Origin of the sequence: Staphylococcus sp. NRL 16/872, assembly GCF_022815905.2 — a bacterium.
Classification (GTDB): domain Bacteria; phylum Bacillota; class Bacilli; order Staphylococcales; family Staphylococcaceae; genus Staphylococcus.
In genome coordinates, this window is the sequence record NZ_CP119327.1 from 908,112 (window position 1) to 929,413 (window position 21,302).

General features: G+C 31.2%; 22 protein-coding genes. 12 read left to right on the forward strand and 10 right to left on the reverse strand.

The features are described from left to right. The first annotated feature begins 3 nt into the window (after nucleotides 1–3). The 5 genes from MT340_RS04370 (at nucleotide 4) to MT340_RS04390 (ending at nucleotide 5,666) form a co-directional block, all read left to right on the forward strand. Complete coding sequence (locus MT340_RS04370) at nucleotides 4–1,107, forward strand: YeeE/YedE family protein (RefSeq protein ID WP_243588931.1); 1,104 nt, start codon at nucleotides 4–6, stop codon at nucleotides 1,105–1,107. Nucleotides 1,108–1,129: 22 nt separating this feature from the next. Beyond that, a complete protein-coding gene (locus MT340_RS04375) occupies nucleotides 1,130–1,354 on the forward strand; it encodes a sulfurtransferase TusA family protein (RefSeq protein WP_103296997.1) in 225 nt (74 codons plus the stop codon). A 144-nt stretch (nucleotides 1,355–1,498) separates the two neighbouring features. Further along, nucleotides 1,499–2,743, forward strand: coding sequence for an ammonium transporter (locus MT340_RS04380; protein WP_243588932.1), 1,245 nt, complete (start codon nucleotides 1,499–1,501; stop codon nucleotides 2,741–2,743). A gap of 471 nt (nucleotides 2,744–3,214) precedes the next feature. Continuing rightward, complete coding sequence (locus MT340_RS04385; RefSeq protein WP_243588933.1) at nucleotides 3,215–4,702, forward strand: sucrose-6-phosphate hydrolase; 1,488 nt, start codon at nucleotides 3,215–3,217, stop codon at nucleotides 4,700–4,702. 1 nt (nucleotide 4,703) lies between these two features. Further along, entirely contained in the window at nucleotides 4,704–5,666 is a 963-nt protein-coding gene (locus MT340_RS04390) for a carbohydrate kinase family protein (protein ID WP_243603605.1), read from the forward strand. A 55-nt stretch (nucleotides 5,667–5,721) separates the two neighbouring features. Here MT340_RS04390 and agrA read toward each other — a convergent pair whose 3' ends face one another. The 6 genes from agrA to MT340_RS04420 all read right to left on the reverse strand — a co-directional run bounded on the left by agrA (nucleotide 5,722) and on the right by MT340_RS04420 (nucleotide 10,723). Further along, nucleotides 5,722–6,438, reverse strand: coding sequence for a quorum-sensing response regulator AgrA (gene agrA, locus MT340_RS04395; RefSeq protein WP_243588935.1), 717 nt, complete (start codon nucleotides 6,436–6,438; stop codon nucleotides 5,722–5,724). 12 nt (nucleotides 6,439–6,450) lie between these two features. After that, nucleotides 6,451–7,740: a quorum-sensing sensor histidine kinase AgrC gene (gene agrC, locus MT340_RS04400; protein WP_243588936.1), complete on the reverse strand. Its 1,290-nt coding sequence runs from the start codon at nucleotides 7,738–7,740 to the stop codon at nucleotides 6,451–6,453. A 21-nt stretch (nucleotides 7,741–7,761) separates the two neighbouring features. Continuing rightward, the gene (gene agrD, locus MT340_RS04405) at nucleotides 7,762–7,905 is read right to left on the reverse strand and encodes a cyclic lactone autoinducer peptide AgrD (RefSeq protein WP_243588937.1); all 144 of its coding nucleotides are present in this window, start codon (nucleotides 7,903–7,905) and stop codon (nucleotides 7,762–7,764) included. A gap of 1 nt (nucleotide 7,906) precedes the next feature. Continuing rightward, nucleotides 7,907–8,473, reverse strand: coding sequence for an accessory gene regulator AgrB (locus tag MT340_RS04410; RefSeq protein WP_243588938.1), 567 nt, complete (start codon nucleotides 8,471–8,473; stop codon nucleotides 7,907–7,909). A 729-nt stretch (nucleotides 8,474–9,202) separates the two neighbouring features. Next, nucleotides 9,203–9,988 carry a carbon-nitrogen family hydrolase gene (locus MT340_RS04415; RefSeq protein ID WP_243603606.1) on the reverse strand — a complete coding sequence of 262 codons (786 nt, stop codon included), beginning with the start codon at nucleotides 9,986–9,988 and terminating at the stop codon, nucleotides 9,203–9,205. A gap of 111 nt (nucleotides 9,989–10,099) precedes the next feature. Next, nucleotides 10,100–10,723: a nitroreductase family protein gene (locus MT340_RS04420; protein WP_243588939.1), complete on the reverse strand. Its 624-nt coding sequence runs from the start codon at nucleotides 10,721–10,723 to the stop codon at nucleotides 10,100–10,102. Nucleotides 10,724–10,908: 185 nt separating this feature from the next. Here MT340_RS04420 and MT340_RS04425 point away from each other — a divergent pair, with 185 nt between their 5' ends. Then, nucleotides 10,909–12,960 carry an SdrH family protein gene (locus MT340_RS04425; protein WP_243588940.1) on the forward strand — a complete coding sequence of 684 codons (2,052 nt, stop codon included), beginning with the start codon at nucleotides 10,909–10,911 and terminating at the stop codon, nucleotides 12,958–12,960. Nucleotides 12,961–13,038: 78 nt separating this feature from the next. Here the strand turns inward: MT340_RS04425 and mroQ are convergent, their stop codons facing one another. After that, nucleotides 13,039–13,779, reverse strand: a complete 741-nt coding sequence (gene mroQ / locus MT340_RS04430; protein WP_243588941.1) for an intramembrane glutamic endopeptidase MroQ — start codon at nucleotides 13,777–13,779, stop codon at nucleotides 13,039–13,041. Between the two features lie 174 nt (nucleotides 13,780–13,953). Here mroQ and groES point away from each other — a divergent pair, with 174 nt between their 5' ends. Together groES and groL are read left to right on the forward strand one after the other, a co-directional pair. Continuing rightward, nucleotides 13,954–14,241: a co-chaperone GroES gene (gene groES / locus MT340_RS04435; RefSeq protein WP_243588942.1), complete on the forward strand. Its 288-nt coding sequence runs from the start codon at nucleotides 13,954–13,956 to the stop codon at nucleotides 14,239–14,241. Between the two features lie 49 nt (nucleotides 14,242–14,290). Further along, nucleotides 14,291–15,907, forward strand: a complete 1,617-nt coding sequence (groL, locus tag MT340_RS04440) for a chaperonin GroEL (RefSeq protein WP_243603607.1) — start codon at nucleotides 14,291–14,293, stop codon at nucleotides 15,905–15,907. Between the two features lie 677 nt (nucleotides 15,908–16,584). Here groL and MT340_RS04445 read toward each other — a convergent pair. Next, entirely contained in the window at nucleotides 16,585–17,652 is a 1,068-nt protein-coding gene (locus tag MT340_RS04445; protein ID WP_243588944.1) for a type I restriction endonuclease, read from the reverse strand. A 143-nt stretch (nucleotides 17,653–17,795) separates the two neighbouring features. Here MT340_RS04445 and MT340_RS12870 point away from each other — a divergent pair, with 143 nt between their 5' ends. Then, nucleotides 17,796–17,912, forward strand: coding sequence for an AbiH family protein (locus MT340_RS12870; RefSeq protein WP_272108687.1), 117 nt, complete (start codon nucleotides 17,796–17,798; stop codon nucleotides 17,910–17,912). Beyond that, nucleotides 17,909–18,631 (forward strand): AbiH family protein, encoded by a 723-nt coding sequence (locus tag MT340_RS04450; RefSeq protein ID WP_284120974.1) that lies wholly within the window; start codon nucleotides 17,909–17,911, stop codon nucleotides 18,629–18,631. The genes MT340_RS12870 and MT340_RS04450 overlap by 4 nt, the downstream gene beginning before the upstream one ends. Nucleotides 18,632–18,975: 344 nt before the next feature. Here the strand turns inward: MT340_RS04450 and MT340_RS04455 are convergent, their stop codons facing one another. Next, nucleotides 18,976–19,146 carry a hypothetical protein gene (locus MT340_RS04455; RefSeq protein ID WP_243588945.1) on the reverse strand — a complete coding sequence of 57 codons (171 nt, stop codon included), beginning with the start codon at nucleotides 19,144–19,146 and terminating at the stop codon, nucleotides 18,976–18,978. 78 nt (nucleotides 19,147–19,224) lie between these two features. Continuing rightward, nucleotides 19,225–20,511: an aminotransferase class I/II-fold pyridoxal phosphate-dependent enzyme gene (locus MT340_RS04460; RefSeq protein WP_243588946.1), complete on the reverse strand. Its 1,287-nt coding sequence runs from the start codon at nucleotides 20,509–20,511 to the stop codon at nucleotides 19,225–19,227. A 195-nt stretch (nucleotides 20,512–20,706) separates the two neighbouring features. On the opposite strand from MT340_RS04460, the gene MT340_RS04465 reads away from it, so the two are divergent. Both MT340_RS04465 and MT340_RS04470 read left to right on the forward strand, forming a co-directional pair. After that, complete coding sequence (locus MT340_RS04465; RefSeq protein WP_243588947.1) at nucleotides 20,707–20,802, forward strand: Trp-rich small protein; 96 nt, start codon at nucleotides 20,707–20,709, stop codon at nucleotides 20,800–20,802. A 178-nt stretch (nucleotides 20,803–20,980) separates the two neighbouring features. Then, nucleotides 20,981–21,157, forward strand: a complete 177-nt coding sequence (locus tag MT340_RS04470) for an SE1626 family protein (protein ID WP_243590235.1) — start codon at nucleotides 20,981–20,983, stop codon at nucleotides 21,155–21,157. Nucleotides 21,158–21,302 lie beyond the last annotated feature (145 nt).

Sequence of the window (21,302 nt, forward strand, 5' to 3'; positions counted from 1 at the left end):
ACTTTGGTTTGGATGATTATTAGCGGCCTAATCGTTGGGATTTTATTAGGCTTTGTCATGCAACGTACACGCTTCTGCTTAACAGGTGGTTTTAGAGATATGTACGTGCAAAAAAATAATAAAATGTTTTATGCTTTATTAGTAGCGATTACTGTTCAAAGTATTGGACTTGTAATATTAACAAGTTTAGGATTAATCGCAATTCCTTATAGTACATTTCCTGTTCTAGGAACGATTATTGGTTCTTTCATTTTCGGAATAGGAATAGTTCTAGCAGGTGGATGTGCGACTGGAACGTGGTACCGAGCTGGAGAGGGGTTAATCGGGAGCTGGGTTGCCCTCATTATGTATGCAGGCACTGCTGCAGTAACTAAAACAGGCGTTTTGCTTCCAGTTATGAATTGGATTAATAAACCTACGAAGGTGAATACAAGTATGGCTCAAACTACAGGTATTCCAATGTGGGTATTAACAATTATTTTAACTGGTATTACATTATTTGTTGTAGTGAAAACATTACGTAAGCCTAAACCTAAAATGGCAGTACCAAAATTGAAACAAAAGTATACAGGTATTAGACATTATTTATTTGAAAAACGTTACCACCCGTTTGTAGCAGGTATTGCGGTAGGTCTTATAGCATTTATCGCTTGGCCAATGAGTATGTCAACGGGACGTGATCATGGTTTAGGTATTACAACACCTTCTGCTAATTTAATTACATTCTTAATTACAGGTGATACTAAATTAGTAGATTGGGGCGTTTTATTAATATTAGGTATCTTCTTAGGCTCATATATTGCAGCAAGAGGTTCACATGAATTTAAATGGCGTTTACCGGATAAACGTACTATTAGAAACAGTGCAATTGGCGGTATTTGTATGGGATTTGGTGCCTCAGTGGCAGGCGGTTGCTCAATCGGTAACGGCTTAGTAGAAACTGCAATTATGTCTTGGAAAGGTTGGATAGCATTAGTATCTATGATCTTTGGTGTATGGTTCATGAGTTATTTTATCTTCGTAAGACCAATGAAAAAATTACAGCAACAAACTGCACCAAAGCAAGCGAACTCAGCATCTACTTCTAAACAACCTCAAACAACGTAAACAGATAGGAGGAGTAATAATAATGTTATATGAATTAGGTACAGTTGGTATGGTATGTCCATTCCCATTAATTGAAGCGCAAAAGAAAATGCAAACACTTGAAAACGGTGATGAGTTAAAAATCGATTTCGACTGTACTCAAGCGACAGAAGCCATTCCAAACTGGGCAGCAGAACAAGGTTACCCAGTAACAAACTATGAACAATTGGATGACGCTTCTTGGACGATTACAGTACAAAAAGCATAAGCGAATTTTAAGGAAAGTATACTATTTAAAACAAAATACAGAAGTGTGATGTTATATTTTGTAACATATTGTGTCATTTTATCTTACCGATTTTTGCCATCTTGAAAAACTATCATTAAGATATTTTCAAAGGAAGTGGTAATTATGAAGATGGATGACACAATTTTTTTATTTCTTTGTACATTACTGGTGTGGTTAATGACACCGGGGTTAAGTTTATTCTATGGGGGTCTCGTACAATCTAAGAATGTATTGAATACAGTAATGCAAAGTATGGCAGCGATGATTATCGTAACTTTCACATGGATTACATTTGGTTTTACATTAAGTTTTGGAACTGGAAATGACTTAATAGGAAACTTTGATTTCATGGGCTTACAACATGTAGGTTTTGCGATTAATCAAGATTTAAGTCCACATGTTCCGTTTGCGCTATTTATGTTATTTCAAATGATGTTTTGTACTATTGCGGTCTCAATTTTATCTGGTTCTATTGCGGAACGTATGAGATTTATTCCGTTTACAATTTTTATCATAATATGGGTTATTGTCATTTATAGCCCGGTTGCTCACTGGGTATGGGGCGGCGGTTGGATAGGTAAGTTAGGTGCTTTAGATTATGCCGGAGGAACTGTTGTACATATTACGTCAGGGGTGTCGGGACTTATTTTAGCAATTATGATTGGTCATGGTAAAAAGATCGAAAAAATTCAACCCCATAATTTATTAATTACATTAATTGGTGGCATACTTGTTTGGATGGGATGGTATGGATTTAATACAGGTAGTGCCTATTCTTTAAATGATGTTGCATTAGCTTCATTTGTAAATACTGTGATTGCAGCTAGTGGTGGTGCATTCAGTTGGTTAGTACTGGAATACATAATAACTAAAAAGCTTAGCCTTCTTGGTTTATTATCAGGGGTACTTGCAGGTTTAGTAGCTATTACACCTGCTGCAGGTTATGTAAGTTATTTGAATGCATATATTATTTCAATTTGTGGTGGTATCGCATGTTATTTTGTCATTAATATTATTAAAGAGAAATTTAAATATAACGATACATTAGATGCATTTGGTATTCATGGTGTAGGTGGTGTAGTAGGAGCAGTACTTACTGGTGTCTTCCAATCTCATGCAGTTAATGGAGATATTGATAATGGCCTTGTCTACACTGGTAATTTCCATGCAGTATTGATTCAACTTATTGCAGTAGTAGTGGTAGTCATTTATACCATTGTTTTAACTTGGATTATCGGCAAAGTTTTACAAAAACTGATGCCATTAGCAACTACCGAAGAAGAAGATAAAGCAGGATTAGACGAAATTGTCCACGGTGAAAAAGCGTACTTCTACGGTGAGCTTAATAAATTAAATAAAAGATATTAATAGACTATAGACAAACTTTTTAGCATCATTTCTTGTTTAGAAATTAGTGATGCATACACCTAAGCATTGGCTTAGGTGTTCTTTTATCTTAAATGAAAACACGTCCTGACACATCCGATTAGGGGTATTCTAACTGTCTTTATAGTTTGAAAATATATGATTATTAAATAAAGAGGCTATGAAATTTAATATTTTAAGCGTTTAAAATTATGATAAAATATAATTTGAATAGTTTCTAATTTAAGTGATTATTTTATTGAAAATATATCAGTTACATAAAATTAGCGGGGGTCTTTAAAAAAATATAGTCTCCCGTTTTTTAAATTTAGGGTAACTAATCTAAGAATGAAAGTTTATACTGTGCAAACGCTCATTTATGGTTGAACATAAAATAATTATCACAAGATAGGACCGATATTATTAGAAATGATAAAATGAAAAAAGAATAATCTCTATCGTTGGAGGGATAATATGGCTGAATGGTCAAGAGAAGAACGCTATCGTCGTTTAGAAGATGTAGAATCAAAATTAATAGAAGACTTAAAATATCAAGTCTCAACATCTAAATATTGTCAAATATTTCATATTCAACCTGAAACAGGACTATTAAACGATCCAAACGGGTTAATATATTTTGACGGTAAATATTATATTTCTCATCAGTGGTTCCCTTTAGGAGCTGTGCATGGTCTAAAATATTGGTTTAATTATACCAGTAAAGACTTAATCACTTTTGAACCTCAAGGCCCTATACTTAAACCTGACACTGAATTTGATAGCCATGGTGTATATAGTGGAAGCGCCTTTGAACATGATGGTCACTTATATTATATGTATACTGGTAATCATCGAGATGAAGATTGGGAACGTCATGCTAGTCAAATGATAGCGAAAGTAAATGAGGATGGAACAATACATAAATTCAAAGAACCTGTTATTTCTCATCAACCTCAAGGTTACACAAGTCATTTTAGAGACCCAAAAGTGTTTGAACATGACGATGAGTTCAACGCGATAATTGGAGCACAAAATAATAATGAATTAGGTCGATTTTTATTATATAAAACAGTAAATCGTCAACTCGATCATTGGGAATTGGTTGGAGAAATTCACACTAGTTTAGAAGATTTCGGCTATATGTGGGAATGTCCGGATTATTTCAAATTAGATGGAGAAGATGTGATTTTATTTAGTCCTCAAGGGCTTGAACCCAAAGGAGATAAATTTAGAAATATTTACCAATCAGGTTATATTATTGGTGAATTAGACTTTGATACTTTGACATTTGAACATAATGAATTTATTGAATTAGATAATGGATTTGATTTTTATGCACCACAAACTTTTGTTGATGAACATGGTAAACGAATATTAATTGGATGGATGGGTTTACCTGAAATTCATTATCCAACTGATGATGAAGGATGGGCGCATTGTTTAACTATACCTCGTGAATTATCAATGGAGGAGGGCAAGTTACGTCAACGACCTCTTAAAGCATTAGAGAAATTACGCACCAATAAAGAAACAGCATTAGGCTACGCAAATAAATTTACTCGTGTACTGCATCCTTATGAAGGCACACAATATGAATTAATCATTGATATTTTGGACAATGAAGCATCAGAACTTTATTTTGAATTACGCGCTTCTAAAAAATGTTCAACTCTTATTACATATAATACGCGAGAACAAAAAGTAACATTAGATCGTTCAGAGAGTGGCTTATTACCGGATAATGTTACAGATATGACACGTAGTACTATTTTAGATACGCCACTTACTCAGTTACAAATTTTTGTAGATACATCAAGTATAGAAATATTCTGTAATGATGGTGAACGTGTACTGACATCTCGTATTTTTCCAGATGAAACTGCTTCAGGAATTAAAACATCAACAGAATCGGGACAAGTATATTTACAATTTACGAAATATGAATTTAAAGGTGATAGATAAAATGAGAAAGTTATATGCCCTAGGCGAAGCATTAATTGATTTTATTCCAAATGTAACGAATTCTGAATTAAAAGACGTCACACAATTTAGCCGTCAAGTAGGGGGCGCTCCTGCCAATGTGGCGAGTGTAGCTCAAAAATTGGGGGCGAATGCAGAGATGGTAACACAACTAGGACACGATGCATTTGGCGATATCATTGTAGAAACGCTTGATCAATTAGGTGTAGGCACGCAATATATTAGAAGAACTAATGAAGCTAATACAGCGCTTGCATTTGTAAGTTTAAAAGAAGATGGTCAACGTGATTTTTCATTTTATCGTAAACCCTCTGCAGATATGTTATATCAACCGTCTTATCTAGACGAAATTACAATATCCGAATATGATATTTTGCATTTTTGTTCAGTCGATTTAGTAGAAAGTGAAATGAAAACTTCTCACAAAATGATGATAGAGAAATTCGAAGCAGCTAATGGTATCATCGTTTTTGATCCGAACGTGAGATTGCCATTATGGGATAGTGCGGATGCGTGTAAAGCGGCGATTCAAGAATTTATTCCTAAAGCACACGTTGTTAAAGTTTCTGATGAAGAAATTGAATTCATTACTGGTAAAGCAGATGAAACTGAAGCCATTCAATCATTATTTACAGGCAATGTTGAAGCGGTTATTTTTACACAGGGTCCTAAAGGGGCAACCATTTTCTTAAAAAATGGGGGAAGCATTCATCACGAAGGTTATAAAGTGAAAGCGATTGATACAACTGGGGCAGGGGATGCCTTTATTGGAGCAGTAATTAGCAGAATGTTAAATAGTTCAATCACTGATATTACTGACCTCTTTGAAAAGGAAGGACAAGAAATACTTAAATTCAGTAATTTAGTAGCAGCTAAAGTGACTACTAAATATGGAGCGATTGAGAGTATTCCTGCTTTAGATGAAGTCATGAAAGACTTACAATAACATAATATTAAAGCACCAACTGATTAAATTTATATCAGCTGGTGCTTTTGTGTGTTTATATTTTTTTGACATTTCGAACGGAAGCGTAACAATGTTCGCCGTTTTTAAAGTTAACTATACGTTCTTTAGAATCAATAGATTCGATATTATGACGATTAACAACAAAACTGTTGTGACATCTAAAGAAGCGGTCATCTAATTGGGCGAGTTCTTTAAGATTGCCATAAAATTCAATTTGGCGATTGTCTAAATGAGCAATTAAACGATGAGATTTTGTTGATGATTCAAAAAACATTACGTCATCATATTGGACATAAATAGAGTTGCTACCACGTTTTAATTCTATTGTTTCAATGTTACTTTCTTTGGAAAGTAACTTCAAACGTGTATGTGCAGTTTCTATGCAATCAATAATTCTTGTTTGCAACTGGCTTGGATCATCTTTGAAAATAAAGTCCATTGCAGATACTTTGTAGACAAACGTTAAATAAGTTAATTCACTATGACTAGTCACAAAAATGATGTTACCAATCGGATCGTACTTACGAATTTCACTGCCCAATTTAATGCCATTCATATCCGCTTCTAATTGGATATCTAAGAAATAGCAACCTACATCATTCATTTCTTTAGATTGCTCTATAACTTCATAAGGATCATCTGTAGCTAACGCAATTTCCATTGGTTTTTCCTCAATCATTATGTAATTATTAATAATTGAAACCATATTTTCACGCTGTTTCACATCATCTTCACAAATGAATATTTTCATTGTTACACATCCTTATGACATATTATTTATAATTTCTACTTTTTGAACAAAATAGCCATTCTCAATGGTTGTATCAAGTAAGACATTTTCAGTCGAATCTGTAATTTCTTTCAAGGTCGTTAAACCTAAACCACGATTCTCTCCTTTAGTTGAAAAACGTTCCTGAAACAACTCATGAATACGAGGTATATCCTCTTTACATTTGTTCATCACAATAAACATAACAGAGTTTTCGGTATTAATGAAAGCAATTCTTATTAAAGCATCCTTTAAGTCTTCAGAAGCTTCAATCGCATTGTCAATAATAATCCCAATAATTCGGCTTAAATCTATTGTATTCATTTCAATATGTTCAACTAACTCAGGTACTTCAATACTAATAGGGATGTTCTTTTCTTGCGCTTGAAGAATTTTAGTTGTGACTAACCCTTTAATAGCACGAACCTTTAAGTTCTCTGTACCATTAATCTTAATCGAGTTCATTTGAAGATTATCTTTCATAGGTACAATGTTTTCATTGAAATATTCTTTCAAGCCAGTCATATCATTTTCACGAATATATTCAGACATAGTCGTTAAAATATTGACGTAGTCGTGTCGGAACTTACGCATTTCGTTGTTAATAGACTCAATTTGAAGCGTATATTCGTAGTACGTTTCAATTTCTTGCATGTTACGTTTATAACGAAGTTCTCTTTGTGTTGTATAAGTGATAATAATAATGCATAGTATTAAGAAAAGTAAAATAGCCAAAAATACATATGCAAATAAACGAAGACCTTGAGTATCTAGATAAAATTTTTGTGTATATAAATAAAGGACAACAATAGATAATATTAAAAATAATGAAATTATAATAATGTAAAATTTATTGAAGAACAGATAAGATTTTTTTAATAATTTCACTAAAAATCTGACAAGATATACACAAACTAAAGCAATAAGAGTATATGAAATCATATAAATAGCTATTTCAAAAAACTGAAGTTTCATACTATTTCCAGTAACTACAAACAATGCTAGAGTAAAGAAATTACTAATGTACATTATTAAAGTGGAAATTAAAATAGCTAAAATAGACCAAAGTCCGGCCTTGAAATAAAAAAATATAATACAAGAAATAATTAGTATTAAAACAGATTTTCTGTCTAAAAAGTAAAATAAAATAGTACATGGGATTATAATGCCAATTACGGCTAAATAATCCCATTTTTTAAACTTAATATCTATTATGAGTTTTGAAACTAAAATTAACATTGCAGACTGAAAAATTGATAATGGTATAAAATCTAAAAGATTCATTTCTATAACACTTATCCTTAATTATTTATTAGATAAATTTTGTAATTCTTCAGGAACTTCTGGTTCATCAAAATAAAAGCTACACACGTCTTGTACTGAAAAAGTCCCAACAATACTAAAGATAAAACTAAAGATTTTTGCAAATAAAACACTTAATAAATTCATATTAATTGTCCTCCTTAGGAAAGAATAGTGGTAGTAGAGTAAGACTTTCAAGTGTTACTCCCAATAAAATTAACTGTTTGTATGGCGCTGGTACTATTAACGAAATAATTATCATTATTAATATAGTAACAATAGATAATATTTTCTTTCTTCCTCTTAAATGTTGAGGTATTGGCTGTTTCTTTGTTGCAGCAGGAGCATACAATACAATCAGAATTAAGCCAATTAATGCAACCGTGTACATTATACCCAAATTTATTGGAAAATAAGCAACGAGCCAAGGTAAACCAACAAATAAGATTAAATTTTGAACATGACATAACAATGATGACTTAGCATGAGCCCCATGCGCAAAATGCCTGATTAAAAAATAACTAACATGTGTAATTAAAGTGTATAGAAATATATGGAATATGATAGCAGCACCATATGTCACAATTGTCTTTGCTAAATTACTTACTACAACTTGTAAACCTAATCGCACTTTCAAAAACTGAATATGATTAAGGTTATTCTTTCGTTGTAAGTAGGAAGCAAAGCGTTCAATTCTTTTGTCAATTGCTTTCAATATCGTGCCACTCTCCTTAATGCAATTATACAATTTTGCGCAACCAGTCAGGAAAACATTGCTTATCTGTTCGAAATTAATACTTAACTGTTGTATTTGAATTACATATAATATTTTAACATATAAAAACATACAGTTTAGTATAAAAATTTGCAAGTTAAGAAGTTTTTAAAAAAATGTGTAAAGTCTGTGTTTTAATATAGACATATCACATAGATGTGATAACAACTTAATAATCTTAGTCTTTAAATTTTATAGTTTTGTTTTATTGGTAGTAGAAGATGATGATTTTGTTTGTAGTTGCGAAATCATTTCATCTTGCCCAAGTTGGAAGGAGTGTTTGTGTAGCTTTAGAAAAGCTTCATTATTGATAATGGCAGAATACATTGTCAATTTAGTAAATTCTCTTAGTAGAAATAACTTAACTTTGTTTTCTTCGTGTAGTTGATATATTCATTAATAAGCCATCCCAACTTATTAATGAATAATAATTTAAAGTGACTGAAGTATAAAACTCAGTAGAGGATGATTAACTTAGCTATTAAATGTAATAGAAGGTAATTATTCTCAACGATATAAACTATCGTAACATCATTTGTATAAAGTGATAATTTTCATAATTAATAACATCCCCAAAAGATTGAAAAATAACTGTAAAAAAACATTCCCTTAATAAAACGTAAGCCGTGAGTCTCTCCCAAGCTCACGGCTTTTTTGTGTTGATAAAACTTATTTATAAAGTTCTAATCTTAAATTTTTGAATACTGGAATATTATTACGTTGTTGTTCTACTTCATCGATATCAATATCTACCACAATACTTTCTTCTTCTTGACCAAGTTCTGTTAATATTTCTCCATTAGGGTTTATAACCATTGAGTGTCCCGCATAGTCCGTGTTTCCATCATTACCTGTACCATTGCATGCAATAATGAACATATCGTTTTCAATAGCGCGCGCTTGTAGTAAAGCTCTCCAATGGTTTAATCGTGCAGTAGGCCATTGCGCTACATAAAAGCCAATTTGTGCACCTTCACGTGCTGGATATCTAAGAAGTTCAGGAAAGCGCAGATCATAACAAATGATTTGAGTTGCGATAACACCTGAAGAAAGGGTGAATGGCTCGGGAGCTGTTTTACCACTTTCTAGAAATTCAGGTTCATTTAACATAGGTACAAGATGAACTTTGTCATATTTATTAATTCTTTGGCCTTCTTTTGAAACAGTAAAAGCTGTATTATACACTTTTCCGTTACGAATATTTGAAACGGAGCCAGCTACAATATCCACGTTATAAGTTTTGGCAAGTGTTTGAATAAAAGGAAAACTTCTAGCTAGTTCTTGATCTGCTTTGAGTGATAATTCATCTAAAGCGTATCCATTATTCCACATTTCTGGTAAGACCACGACTTCAGTATCTTCATTTAATTCAGTTTCAAACCAATTTTTTATTTTTTTTTCATTTTTTTCAGCATTTCCGTATTCAACATAAAATTGAAATAATTGAATCTTCATTGTATCGCTCCTCATCCCTATAATTATTTTAAATTTACTAAAATAATTAAAGAAAATCAAAAAAGGAGCAAGTTAGCGTATCTATTATCTAACTTGCTCCAGAAGGGTGAATTATTTTTTTACGATAAAACGTTGATCAGTTGGTTGAATTTCTTTTTCACCTGCTTCTTCACGAATATCACCAAATGGCATTTGAGCGACTAATTTCCATGAAGCTGGGATATCAAATTCTTGTGTAGTAATTTGGTCAACTAATGGATTATAGTGTTGTAATGATGCGCCGATACCTTTTGAACTTAAGGCAGTCCAAATCGCAAATTGATGCATGGCGTTAGTTTGAACTGACCAATTCGCAAAGTTATCAGCGTAACTTGGCATTTTTTCTTGTAATGCTTTAATTACATCTTCGTCTTCGAAATAAAGAATTGTTCCGTAAGAATGCTTAAAGCCTTCAATTCTTTGGTTTGTAGGTTCAAAGTCACGATCAGGACCCATAGTATCTTTCAATACGATTTTTGTGTTATCCCAGAATCTTCTATGATTATCGTTTAATAATAAAACAATACGGGTAGATTGAGAGTTAAATGCTGAAGGCGTGTATTTAACAATGTGTTCAATTAACTCTTCTAATTCTTTATCACTAATAGAAATTGATGTTTCAGTTTTATAAATTGTACGTCTGTTTTCGATTTCTTTTAAAAATGGTTTAGTTTTTTCTTTATTAAATAATCCCATATCTAAGTCTCCTTTGTTTTAAATGATATAAACTAAGTATAAATATTATACCTCAATAAGTAAAATAAATATAACAAAAAATTTCAAAAGTATTAATATTCTTTGTCAATATTCTTATTTACATGCATAACACAATTATATTTCTTATACTAGAAGTGTTCAATGAAAGAAGGAGGTGAAGGTTGATGAAAAAGAAATTAGCCCATGCCACTATACTTCTGACCTTAAGTGCGCCATTAATTACTCATCATGCACATGCAGAAGAAATATCAAATGATAGGGTGATGCCTAAGAATATTCATGGGGATGAAAACGCTCAACAAGCAAATGAAGCGTTAAAAAATAAAAATAATATTAATAATAATGGCGGAAGTTATTCGGAACAGCCTTTTCAAGAAAATGAATCGAGTGAAGAAAAGAATAGTGATCAACTAATTAATAAAGAAAATGAGAAAGTACCAACTACTGAGACCACAGAAGAATCTGAAGAAACGCCCTCAGATAGTCCGCAATCGTCAAATGAAAACCAAAATGAAGCTGAACAAACTAATGTGAGTGAAGAAGACCCAAATAATGAACCAGCTGGTGATATAGAAGCAGAGAACGGTAAAGAAGTAACGTCGAATAATCATTCGCAGCCCTCGACAGAAGAGCATGACGGAGAGAATGATGCAACCCAATCAAATGAGGATGATACCTCGAATTCTAATGATGACAATGATGTAAGTGGTGAGAATCATCAAGACAATCAAAGTGATGGTTCTCAAGATGATACATCAGATATCGATGGAAATAGTGATAGTGGGAATCCTCACGAGGATGAAAATGATAATGGTAATTCTGATAATAATACTAGCAATGATGATAAAGATGATAGTGATGATTCATCTCATTCTTCATCAGACCCTGATAAAACGGATGATTCGAATACAGATAATCAAAAAGAAAACCCATCTGATCAAGACGATGATTCATCCCATTCTTCATCAGACCCTGATAAAACGGATGATTCGAATACAGATAATCAAAAAGAAAACCCATCTGATCAAGACGATGATTCATCCCATTCTTCATCAGACCCTGATAAAACGGATGATTCGAATACAGATAATCAAAAAGAAAACCCATCTGATCAAGACGATGATTCATCTCATTCTTCATCAGACCCTGATAAAACGGACGACTCGAATACGGATAATCAAAAAGAAAACCCATCTGATCAAGACGATAATTCACAAGAACCGGGTCATCATCAATCGAACCCTTCGAGTGATAATAATAAAGGTCAATCAAATTCATCTCAACAAACGAATGATCAACCTCAAGGACAATATGATAATGGTAGGAAACATGATTCGAATTGGAATAATCATCCGACCCATTCAGGATATCCTAAACAAAATATGCCTCATCAATCATCAAAGAATAATGGGGCCCAATCACAACATAATCAATCATCTAATAGAGATAACGGATATTACTATCAAGACGGTCATAAACGCGAGGGAGAACAAAATCATCGTAATGTCTCAAATGCGATGATTCAACAAATATATCCAAATAAGAATAACAGTCGTACTTCTCTAGCAAAAAATCGCTATGCGTCGAATACTAATCATCAATGGCATTATGGCCAATCTACAATAAATGACCGTCACTATAACGCACATCAATTTGATAATCAGTATGCAAATCGCGATGATAACAATGTTAGTGGAAATAATAAGTGGACATCATTGCTTCACAGATTTAATACACTCGCGACGGGATCATATAAATATAATCCATTTATTATTAATCAAGTTAATCGTTTAGGTGAAAATGAAGATACTGTAACTAATCAAGACTTTTATAGACTTTTCCGTAAGAAATCGTTTAATAACGAATATTTAAATGATTTACAAAGAAAATCAAATTATTTTAGATTTGAGTATTTTAACCCACTCAATTCAAAAGGTTATTACAAAAATTTAGATGAACAAGTTTTAGGGCTAATTACAGGTGAAATAGGATCAATGCCTGACTTGAAGAAGCCAAGCGATAAACATTCAGATGAAAAAGAAGATGAAGCGGATATTCACAGTCATAAAAAGATTATTGAATCGAATGATGATGAGAAAAGTGAATCAGAGGGGAAATATGATTTTGAAAAGTTAAACATCGTTTTAATCAGTAGTATTATAGTCATATTTTTAGGTATTACAGGTCGCTATTTATTTAAATTCTTAAAAAATTAAATAGTACAAATAAACGCATCTAATTACTCTTTTTTGCATTAAATAAAAATTTGAGAATTAGATGCGTTTATTATTACTTTAAAATAAAGAATGTAGGATAAAATTTGTTTGATGTTGTATATCTTTTACTGCATTACTGAAGAAAAATTGCATTATCACGACAAAACCATTTTGCATCATATGAATAATGATTGGTACAGCAATACGCTTTGTTAAGACATAAGCTAAAGAAAATATCATGCCCATACCAATGTAAATCAATAAAAATTTAATATCATTATGTGCAAGTGCAAATATTAAGGAACTTACAATAGATGCTATAAGGAAAGCGACGATACGATTACCCTTAATTTTATTGTAAAGTTCTCCAAATATAACTTTTCGGAATACATATTCTTCTAGGACAGGCCCCACAATAGATATGAGTACGATTAACACAGGAAGTTGTTTAGCAATTGCCATTATTCTTTCTGTGTTAGGGCTTTGTTGTGGTTGTCCAAAAATCCACATATTAATAAGACCAGCAATAACTTGATAAACCATCACGATACAAAATCCTAGCAATGCCCAGGGGATAATATAGCGTTTAAGTTCCTTATCATCCCGTTCAATGACATTAGGATTTTTAATAATTGAATTTAACCATATAATTAGCACGGCTGCTATGATAAATAGAATGACTTGCGTATATACGCCTACTCTTGCTAAAGCCATTCCAGATAGATGACTAAACATTGGTGTCTTTTCCAAGAAAAGTGGTAAAAACTGTGCCAATGCATAAATCAGTAGTGTTAAAAATGCCACCCAAATTCTTGCCATGTTAAACCTCCATCGATATATCAGTATTTCTATTTTATCTTAAATATAATGGATGTACAAAAAATAGAAAATCATATCGCTTGAAAAATTGACCAACTTTGATTATTATAAAACTTAGATTAGCACTCAACTTATTTAAGTGCTAAAAAGAGACCTATTAAGGGAGGAACAATCATGCTTAAACCATTAGGAAGTCGTGTGATTATCGAAAGAAAAGAGCAAGAACAAACAACTAAAAGTGGAATTGTGTTAACAGATAGCGCAAAAGAAAAGTCAAATGAAGGCGTAGTAATCGCTGTTGGCTCAGGACGTATCCTTGACAATGGTGAAAAGGTTGCTCCAGAGGTTAAAGAAGGCGACACAGTTGTATTCCAAGAATATACTGGCACAGAAGTTAAACGTGGAGACGAAACATACTTAATTTTAAATGAAGAAGATTTACTAGCAATCATTGAAAAATAAAAATAATTAATATTAACGATAAAAATTAAAATTTTACGGAGGTCAAATAATGGCTAAAGATCTTAAATTCTCAGAAGACGCACGTCAAGCAATGTTACGTGGTGTAGATAAATTAGCAAATGCAGTTAAAGTGACTATTGGTCCTAAAGGTCGTAACGTTGTATTGGATAAAGAATATGTAGCACCTTTAATTACAAACGATGGTGTTACAATCGCTAAAGAAATTGAACTAGAAGACCCTTATGAAAACATGGGTGCTAAATTAGTACAAGAAGTAGCGAATAAAACAAATGAAATTGCTGGTGACGGTACTACTACAGCGACTGTATTAGCACAAGCAATGATTCAAGAAGGACTTAAAAACGTGACAAGTGGTGCTAACCCTGTAGGTTTACGTGAAGGTATCGATAAAGCAGTGAGAGTTGCTGTTGAAGCGTTACATGATATTTCTCAAAAAGTTGAAAATAAAAATGAAATCGCGCAAGTAGGTGCAATTTCTGCTGCTGATGAAGAAATCGGTAAATATATTTCTGAAGCTATGGATAAAGTAGGTAACGACGGTGTTATCACTATTGAAGAATCAAATGGTTTAGACACTGAATTAGAAGTAGTAGAAGGTATGCAATTTGATAGAGGTTACCAATCTCCATATATGGTAACTGATTCCGATAAAATGATTGCTGAATTAGAAAGACCATATATCTTAGTTACTGATAAAAAAATCTCATCATTCCAAGACATTTTACCTTTACTAGAACAAGTAGTTCAATCTAGCCGTCCAATCTTAATCGTTGCGGATGAAGTAGAAGGCGATGCATTAACTAATATTGTATTAAACCGTATGCGTGGTACATTTACTGCAGTTGCAGTTAAAGCACCTGGATTTGGTGATCGTCGAAAAGCAATGTTAGAAGACTTAGCAATTTTAACTGGTGCGACAGTTATTACTGACGACTTAGGCTTAGAATTAAAAGATGCTTCTATCGATATGTTAGGTAGTGCAAATAAAGTTGAAGTGACTAAAGACAACACTACTGTTGTTGATGGTGACGGCGATGATAACAGCATCGACGCACGTTTAAGCCAAATTAAAGCTCAAATTGAAGAAACAGATTCAGACTTTGACAGAGAGAAATTACAAGAACGCTTAGCTAAATTAGCTGGTGGTGTAGCTGTCATTAAAGTAGGTGCGGCGTCTGAAACTGAATTAAAAGAACGTAAATTACGTATTGAAGACGCATTAAACTCTACACGTGCTGCTGTAGAAGAAGGCATCGTAGCAGGTGGTGGTACTGCTTTAGTAAACATCTATAATAAAGTAGATGAGATTGAGGCTGAAGGTGATGTTGCTACAGGTGTAAACATTGTGCTTAAAGCTTTATCAGCACCAGTACGTCAAATTGCTGAAAATGCTGGACTTGAAGGTTCAGTTATTGTGGAAAGACTTAAAAATGCGGATGCTGGTGTTGGATTCAATGCTGCTACGAACGAATGGGTAAATATGCTTGAAGAAGGTATAGTAGACCCTACTAAAGTAACTCGCTCAGCATTACAACATGCTGCAAGTGTGGCTGCGATGTTCTTAACTACTGAAGCGGTTGTTGCGACAATCCCAGAACCTGAGAAAAATGATGCAGGTATGGGCGGCATGCCAGGAATGATGTAAAATAACCATTAAACACTGATATATCAATGATATAAACGTTTAATGGTCATAAATTGGGCATAGAAATTTTAAAATAATTCTTTACTGACGTTTTCCATGAGTTTATTAAACTTATGGGAAGCGTCTTTTTTGTATGAGTTGGTTATTTAGGGAAGATGATTATCGAAGTATTTAAATCTTTATATCATAAGTGTTCGTTAAATTTTCAATTATTATTTTATACTCAATAACGAATGTGCAATGAATATGAAAAAATGAAAATAATTTATTTGTATCAAAATAACTTGTATTCATATTTGTAAAAATAGTATTTATTATTAAAATTGCTCTAAATGCTGGATATATCAATACCAGTATTTATTGATAATAATGAGGATAACGATGAATTGAATAATAAAGATTTAGAAAAATTAATTAAATAATATCTCAATACCATACTTATTGATAACATTAAATAGAATTGATGAATAAATATTTTACAATTAATATTAGATAGTATAATATAAAAAAATATGGAATCGACTATATGTAGCAAAAAGAATCAGTTTAATATTACTTTTTAATTTAACGTTGGCAAAAATTAATGTAGATAAGAGATATTGGCGTTTATAAAGTTAAATAATGATAAATATATTTATAATAAAAAACCTTACTAAAATAGTAAGGTTAGTAACTAATTAAATATAATTTTTGACCACATTAGTAATTACTTCTTTATGTTTTAATATGTCTAAAGGTTTTTCAAATTTTACTACTGTTTTATTTTCGTCATTAAGTACAAACTCTGATTTAGTATTAGTAATATAGATTCTCATTATCCATTTTCTAATGCTATCATCTAATAAAATGTTGAAATAACTTCTATTATCTCTATAAAATATTCTATCTGGTTCAATAATATCAGCTAGTAGTACTTTGACCATTGAATAAGATTCTAATTCTTCAGGAGTAGTTATAATATCTTCTTTAGTATTAGTTGTTTCATTAGTAATTTCTTCTGAAGGTTCTTCGATTTTAACCTCAGGAACAGAACTAGAATTTAAAGCAGCATTTAAACGATCAGTAACTTTTTCATTTATAAAAATATTTAAAGTATTTTTTACAGTAGGTGTAAAACGATCAATTACTGATTTTGTTTTAACTCCTTCATAAACCTCTGTTAAAAGATATTTTACAAAATCTTCTTTTGGATTCTCTAGTTGTTCGACTAAGAATTGTTTAATTAGATTCATATACTTTAGTTCATATGCTGAACTTGAAATATTATCAATATCAAAGTTTTCCTTTTTAAATTTGTATAGCTCTTTTATACTATTTTCTTTTAAATTTTCAATATTTACAGTTAGAAATGGTTTGCTATCCATTTTATTTGGTTCTTCTAAATCTGTATAAAATCTGTACTCAATGCCATTTGTTAATATCCCGAATTTAGAAGTACTCGTTCCAAAATATCTAAATAGCTGAGAATCATGGTTATGTAATTTTTCATTAACTGATTTACACTCTATTAGAATTGAAGGTGAATTATCAGTTATAATAGCATAGTCCACTTTTTCTCCCTTTTTAATACCTACATCTGCTATAAATTCAGGAGTAAATTCGAGGGGATTAAAAACATCGTATCCAAGTAATTGGAAAAAAGGTAAAATTAAAGCATTTTTAGTAGCTTCTTCTGTATTGATATTATCTTTTAAAGTACTAACTCTTTTTTGTAAATCCTCAATTTTTTGAACGAATTCTTTCATTTTTTTGCTCCTCATAAAAAAATTTATTTCTATTATAATAATAACTAACAAGTTAAGAAGTATACAACAAAAATTTTAAATTGATATAATAATGATGAATATGTTTATATATTTTTAATTTTTAAATTTTAAAGGAGAAATTGATGAATTTATTTATAATTGGTAATGGTTTTGATTATGGAGCTCATAATCTTAAAACTTCATATAATTATTTTAAAGATTTTGTTTTAAAAAAAGAAAAAATATTTATGAAACAATAAATAAAGCTGAAGAAAAATATAACTATTTTAATTCTGAAAATAATTCAAATAATTGGTCATACTTTGAGGACATTCTTGAATATATTACATTTTCTGATGAATTTGAAAGAAATAAAAATGGAAGTAAAGAGAGTATAGAAGAAAACGTAAACGACTTCAATACGTTAAATACTAAATTAAAAGATTTATTTTATAGTTGGATTGAATCTATTGAAATTTCTGGATCATATTATAACGAATTTTTAGTGGATGATGAAAATAGCGAATATTTAAACTTTAACTATACATATACATTAGAAAAACTTTATAATATAAAAAAAGTTAATCACATTCATATTGAAGATAAAATTGGAAGAGATTATATTTTTGGACATAAGAAAAAATATAAAAAAAAATCAGGTTTTTTTAAGAATATTAATTCAATTTTTAATAATGCAGAAGTATTTGCAAAACCTGTAAATGACTATATAAAAAGAGGTAAAGTTAGGTATGAAAATATTGCAAAAATATACTTTTGGGGATTTTCTCTATCAGAAGTAGATAAGCCGTATATTGAACAGATTTTGAAAGACAACCGTAAAACTATAGAAAACGTGTATCTATGCTCTTATCAATATAATAATAATTTTGAGAAAAGTAAGTTTCAAAGATTTTTAAATGATAATCAAATCGATAATGATATAAAAGAGTTTAATGACGAAATTAAAAAGAAGATATAATATAAAAATATGAATTAAGTTTATTCTTTAGTGTTACATGAAATTATAGTCTAAGAGAGCTTGAGAAAATCTTTATATTTTACTGGGAAAGTAAAAAAATATGAATAAATTAATATTGCAAATATAGTTATAGAGATTCATATGCGGAATAATTGATGATTATAAGGAAAAACTAAAATAACGAATATTTTAAGAATGTTATTTGTACCTTATTGATATAGTAATTAATACTAGATGTGACATAATTTATCATTTAATATTTTTTCCAATTATATTAAAAAGACGCTTTTCTAGAGGTTTGTCTTTAGAAAAGCGTCTTTCTATTTTCGCTATAAGTAATCATTTTAAAGCAATTCTGCTAGCCAAACACCCATTAAAATAAACACAACAAGTGAACCAATAAACCAATATAAATTTTTAGTTTCATGGCCCGGACTAGTAAACGCATATAGGTATAGATGATAAATGGCAGATACAAACGATATGACGAGTAAAAGTGAGAAAATGAAAACCATACTATCACTCCTATTTATATTTGATTGAGTAGGACAGTAAAAAAGAGGAACTAAACTAACTTAGTTCCTCTTTACATATTATTTTAAATCATCGATTGCTTGTGCAATTGAATCGAAGACATGTGGAATATCTTCTTTTTCAACACAACTAAATGCAATACGAATATCTGTATCATTTAAGGCAATAATACCGATTGAATATTTATCGATTAAATGTTTACGCAATTCTTCTGGGTTTACGCCATTCACTTTAACTGCCATGAAATAACCTGAGTTGAAGTCATAAGCTGTCCAGTGATCTTTATATTTATCATCATAAACGACTTTTTTAGTCACTTCATAACGTGATTGTAATGTATCGATATTTGCTTGAATTTCTTTATCGAATTGTTCGTGATGTTCAAGTACATATTGAATCGCACTTTGTGAAGGCATTGGACCACTTGAAATATTACTTCTAATCAAACCTTTCACTTTAGCTTCAAGGACATCTTTGGCAGTGTCATTATTTAAGCCGAATGTAATAAAGCCTACACGTAAGCCCCAAGCAAAGAATTCTTTAGTAGCGCCATCTAAGCGAACAGGTAAAATATTTTTAGAATTTAATTGCGTAATTGCTGTGAAAATAGATTGCGTATAAACATCTTCATAGAATAAGCCGTAGTAAGCATCATCTACAACAGCAATCACTTTTGTGCCTTTATTAGCTAATTGTTCAATAGCTGAAACTATTGTTTTTACTTCTTCTTTAGTAGGTGTATAACCAGTAGGGTTGTTCGGATAGTTTAAAATTAATAACACTTTTTCTTGATTACAATTTTCTAATGTTGAAACTAATGAGTTTGTTGTATAGTGACCATCTTGATCAAAGATTGAATAAGTTTCAATATTAGCACCGTGTTTCGTATCGAAAATTAATTTATAGTTACCCCAGTTATGTGTAGGTAATAATAAAGTGTCACCACTATCTACAAATAAATCAGCTACTAATGATAAACCGTGAGTTAATGCATTAGTTACGATAGGACGACTAATGGCTTGTGCAGTTAAATCAGGATTTTCTTTTAACATCTTTTGTTGCCATAAATCTCTTAAGCTTTCGATACCTTGTGGCGGTGCATATGGAAAGACTTCATCTGGAGATAAATGGTTATACACGTCATATAAAGCTGGTGCATACATTTTGCCATCATTATTTGTAGCCATACCAATTGTTGCATTATATTTCGTCGATTTCGCTTCTGCTGATTGAGACAGAATACCTTTAGGATAGTACATTGCTTGGCCTAAATTTGATAGCATGCTTAAAATTTCAGGACGTTCATCTACGAGTTGATCATTTAAATTTTGTGCTAAAGGATTCATAATTATAACCTCGCTTTAATATTATCATTCACTCTTATATTAACTTGATTTTAAGTAAAGATAAAGTCTGGTTATGATATGGAGAATGGAATTTTTAGTTATTTCTTCAAAAGGGAACATTTGTTCGCTTTTTATGTTAAAATGAGGACAGGTCATCATAAGATATGACACTTTTCATTGTGGAGGTGTAGTGTAATGTCGTGGTTATTAGAAGGTATGATGGCTCTAATTACAGGAGGCATACTAGTTATTTTTCGAGTTTGGTTGGAATCAAAGTGGAAGAATAAATAGATGACCTTACACAAAAACCCCTAACTTGCCACTACAAGTTAGGGGTTGTGTAATGTAATACGTGGATACAATTTAATTTTAACATATGATAAATAAATTTCAATTTACAATATTTCTACGAGATTACATACAAAACACCTGATTTGTTATAATTAAAATAATGGGGTGACACAAAATGATGAAACACTTAACCAAAATATTTGTTGGTTTAGCCATCGTCTTATTTGTTGTTGGCTATTATTTACAAGCTACAGGACATGAAAGTCAAGGTATTAAATTATTACTAGCGGCTATTATGTTTATGATATGTGCGTTTATAAATCGAAGTAATGACAGACGTAAAAATAAAAAATGAATTATGCTTAGAAGTAAGATGATGGTAACTCTTCAATTATTGAAGTTATTTATCTTACTTCTTTTTTAATAGCCCAATTGTATCTATACAATATATACAATTAAACCTTAAGAAATCCTTAATTTTCAAGAAATTCAATAAAAAC

Coding starts and splice junctions, on each gene's coding strand:
- MT340_RS04375 (WP_103296997.1), top strand. CDS start 1,130: ATGTTATATGAATTAGGTACAGTTGGTATGGTATGTCCATTCCCATTA.
- MT340_RS04465 (WP_243588947.1), top strand. CDS start 20,707: ATGTCGTGGTTATTAGAAGGTATGATGGCTCTAATTACAGGAGGCATA.
- MT340_RS04415 (WP_243603606.1), bottom strand. CDS start 9,988: ATGAAGATTCAATTATTTCAATTTTATGTTGAATACGGAAATGCTGAA.
- MT340_RS04445 (WP_243588944.1), bottom strand. CDS start 17,652: ATGAAAGAATTCGTTCAAAAAATTGAGGATTTACAAAAAAGAGTTAGT.
- agrC (WP_243588936.1), bottom strand. CDS start 7,740: ATGAATCTTTTAGATTTTATACCATTATCAATTTTTCAGTCTGCAATG.
- mroQ (WP_243588941.1), bottom strand. CDS start 13,779: ATGGCAAGAATTTGGGTGGCATTTTTAACACTACTGATTTATGCATTG.
- MT340_RS04425 (WP_243588940.1), top strand. CDS start 10,909: ATGAAAAAGAAATTAGCCCATGCCACTATACTTCTGACCTTAAGTGCG.
- MT340_RS04455 (WP_243588945.1), bottom strand. CDS start 19,146: ATGGTTTTCATTTTCTCACTTTTACTCGTCATATCGTTTGTATCTGCC.
- groL (WP_243603607.1), top strand. CDS start 14,291: ATGGCTAAAGATCTTAAATTCTCAGAAGACGCACGTCAAGCAATGTTA.
- agrA (WP_243588935.1), bottom strand. CDS start 6,438: ATGAAAATATTCATTTGTGAAGATGATGTGAAACAGCGTGAAAATATG.
- groES (WP_243588942.1), top strand. CDS start 13,954: ATGCTTAAACCATTAGGAAGTCGTGTGATTATCGAAAGAAAAGAGCAA.
- agrD (WP_243588937.1), bottom strand. CDS start 7,905: ATGAATTTATTAAGTGTTTTATTTGCAAAAATCTTTAGTTTTATCTTT.
- MT340_RS04420 (WP_243588939.1), bottom strand. CDS start 10,723: ATGGGATTATTTAATAAAGAAAAAACTAAACCATTTTTAAAAGAAATC.
- MT340_RS04385 (WP_243588933.1), top strand. CDS start 3,215: ATGGCTGAATGGTCAAGAGAAGAACGCTATCGTCGTTTAGAAGATGTA.
- MT340_RS04390 (WP_243603605.1), top strand. CDS start 4,704: ATGAGAAAGTTATATGCCCTAGGCGAAGCATTAATTGATTTTATTCCA.
- MT340_RS04470 (WP_243590235.1), top strand. CDS start 20,981: ATGAAACACTTAACCAAAATATTTGTTGGTTTAGCCATCGTCTTATTT.
- MT340_RS12870 (WP_272108687.1), top strand. CDS start 17,796: ATGAATTTATTTATAATTGGTAATGGTTTTGATTATGGAGCTCATAAT.
- MT340_RS04460 (WP_243588946.1), bottom strand. CDS start 20,511: ATGAATCCTTTAGCACAAAATTTAAATGATCAACTCGTAGATGAACGT.
- MT340_RS04380 (WP_243588932.1), top strand. CDS start 1,499: ATGAAGATGGATGACACAATTTTTTTATTTCTTTGTACATTACTGGTG.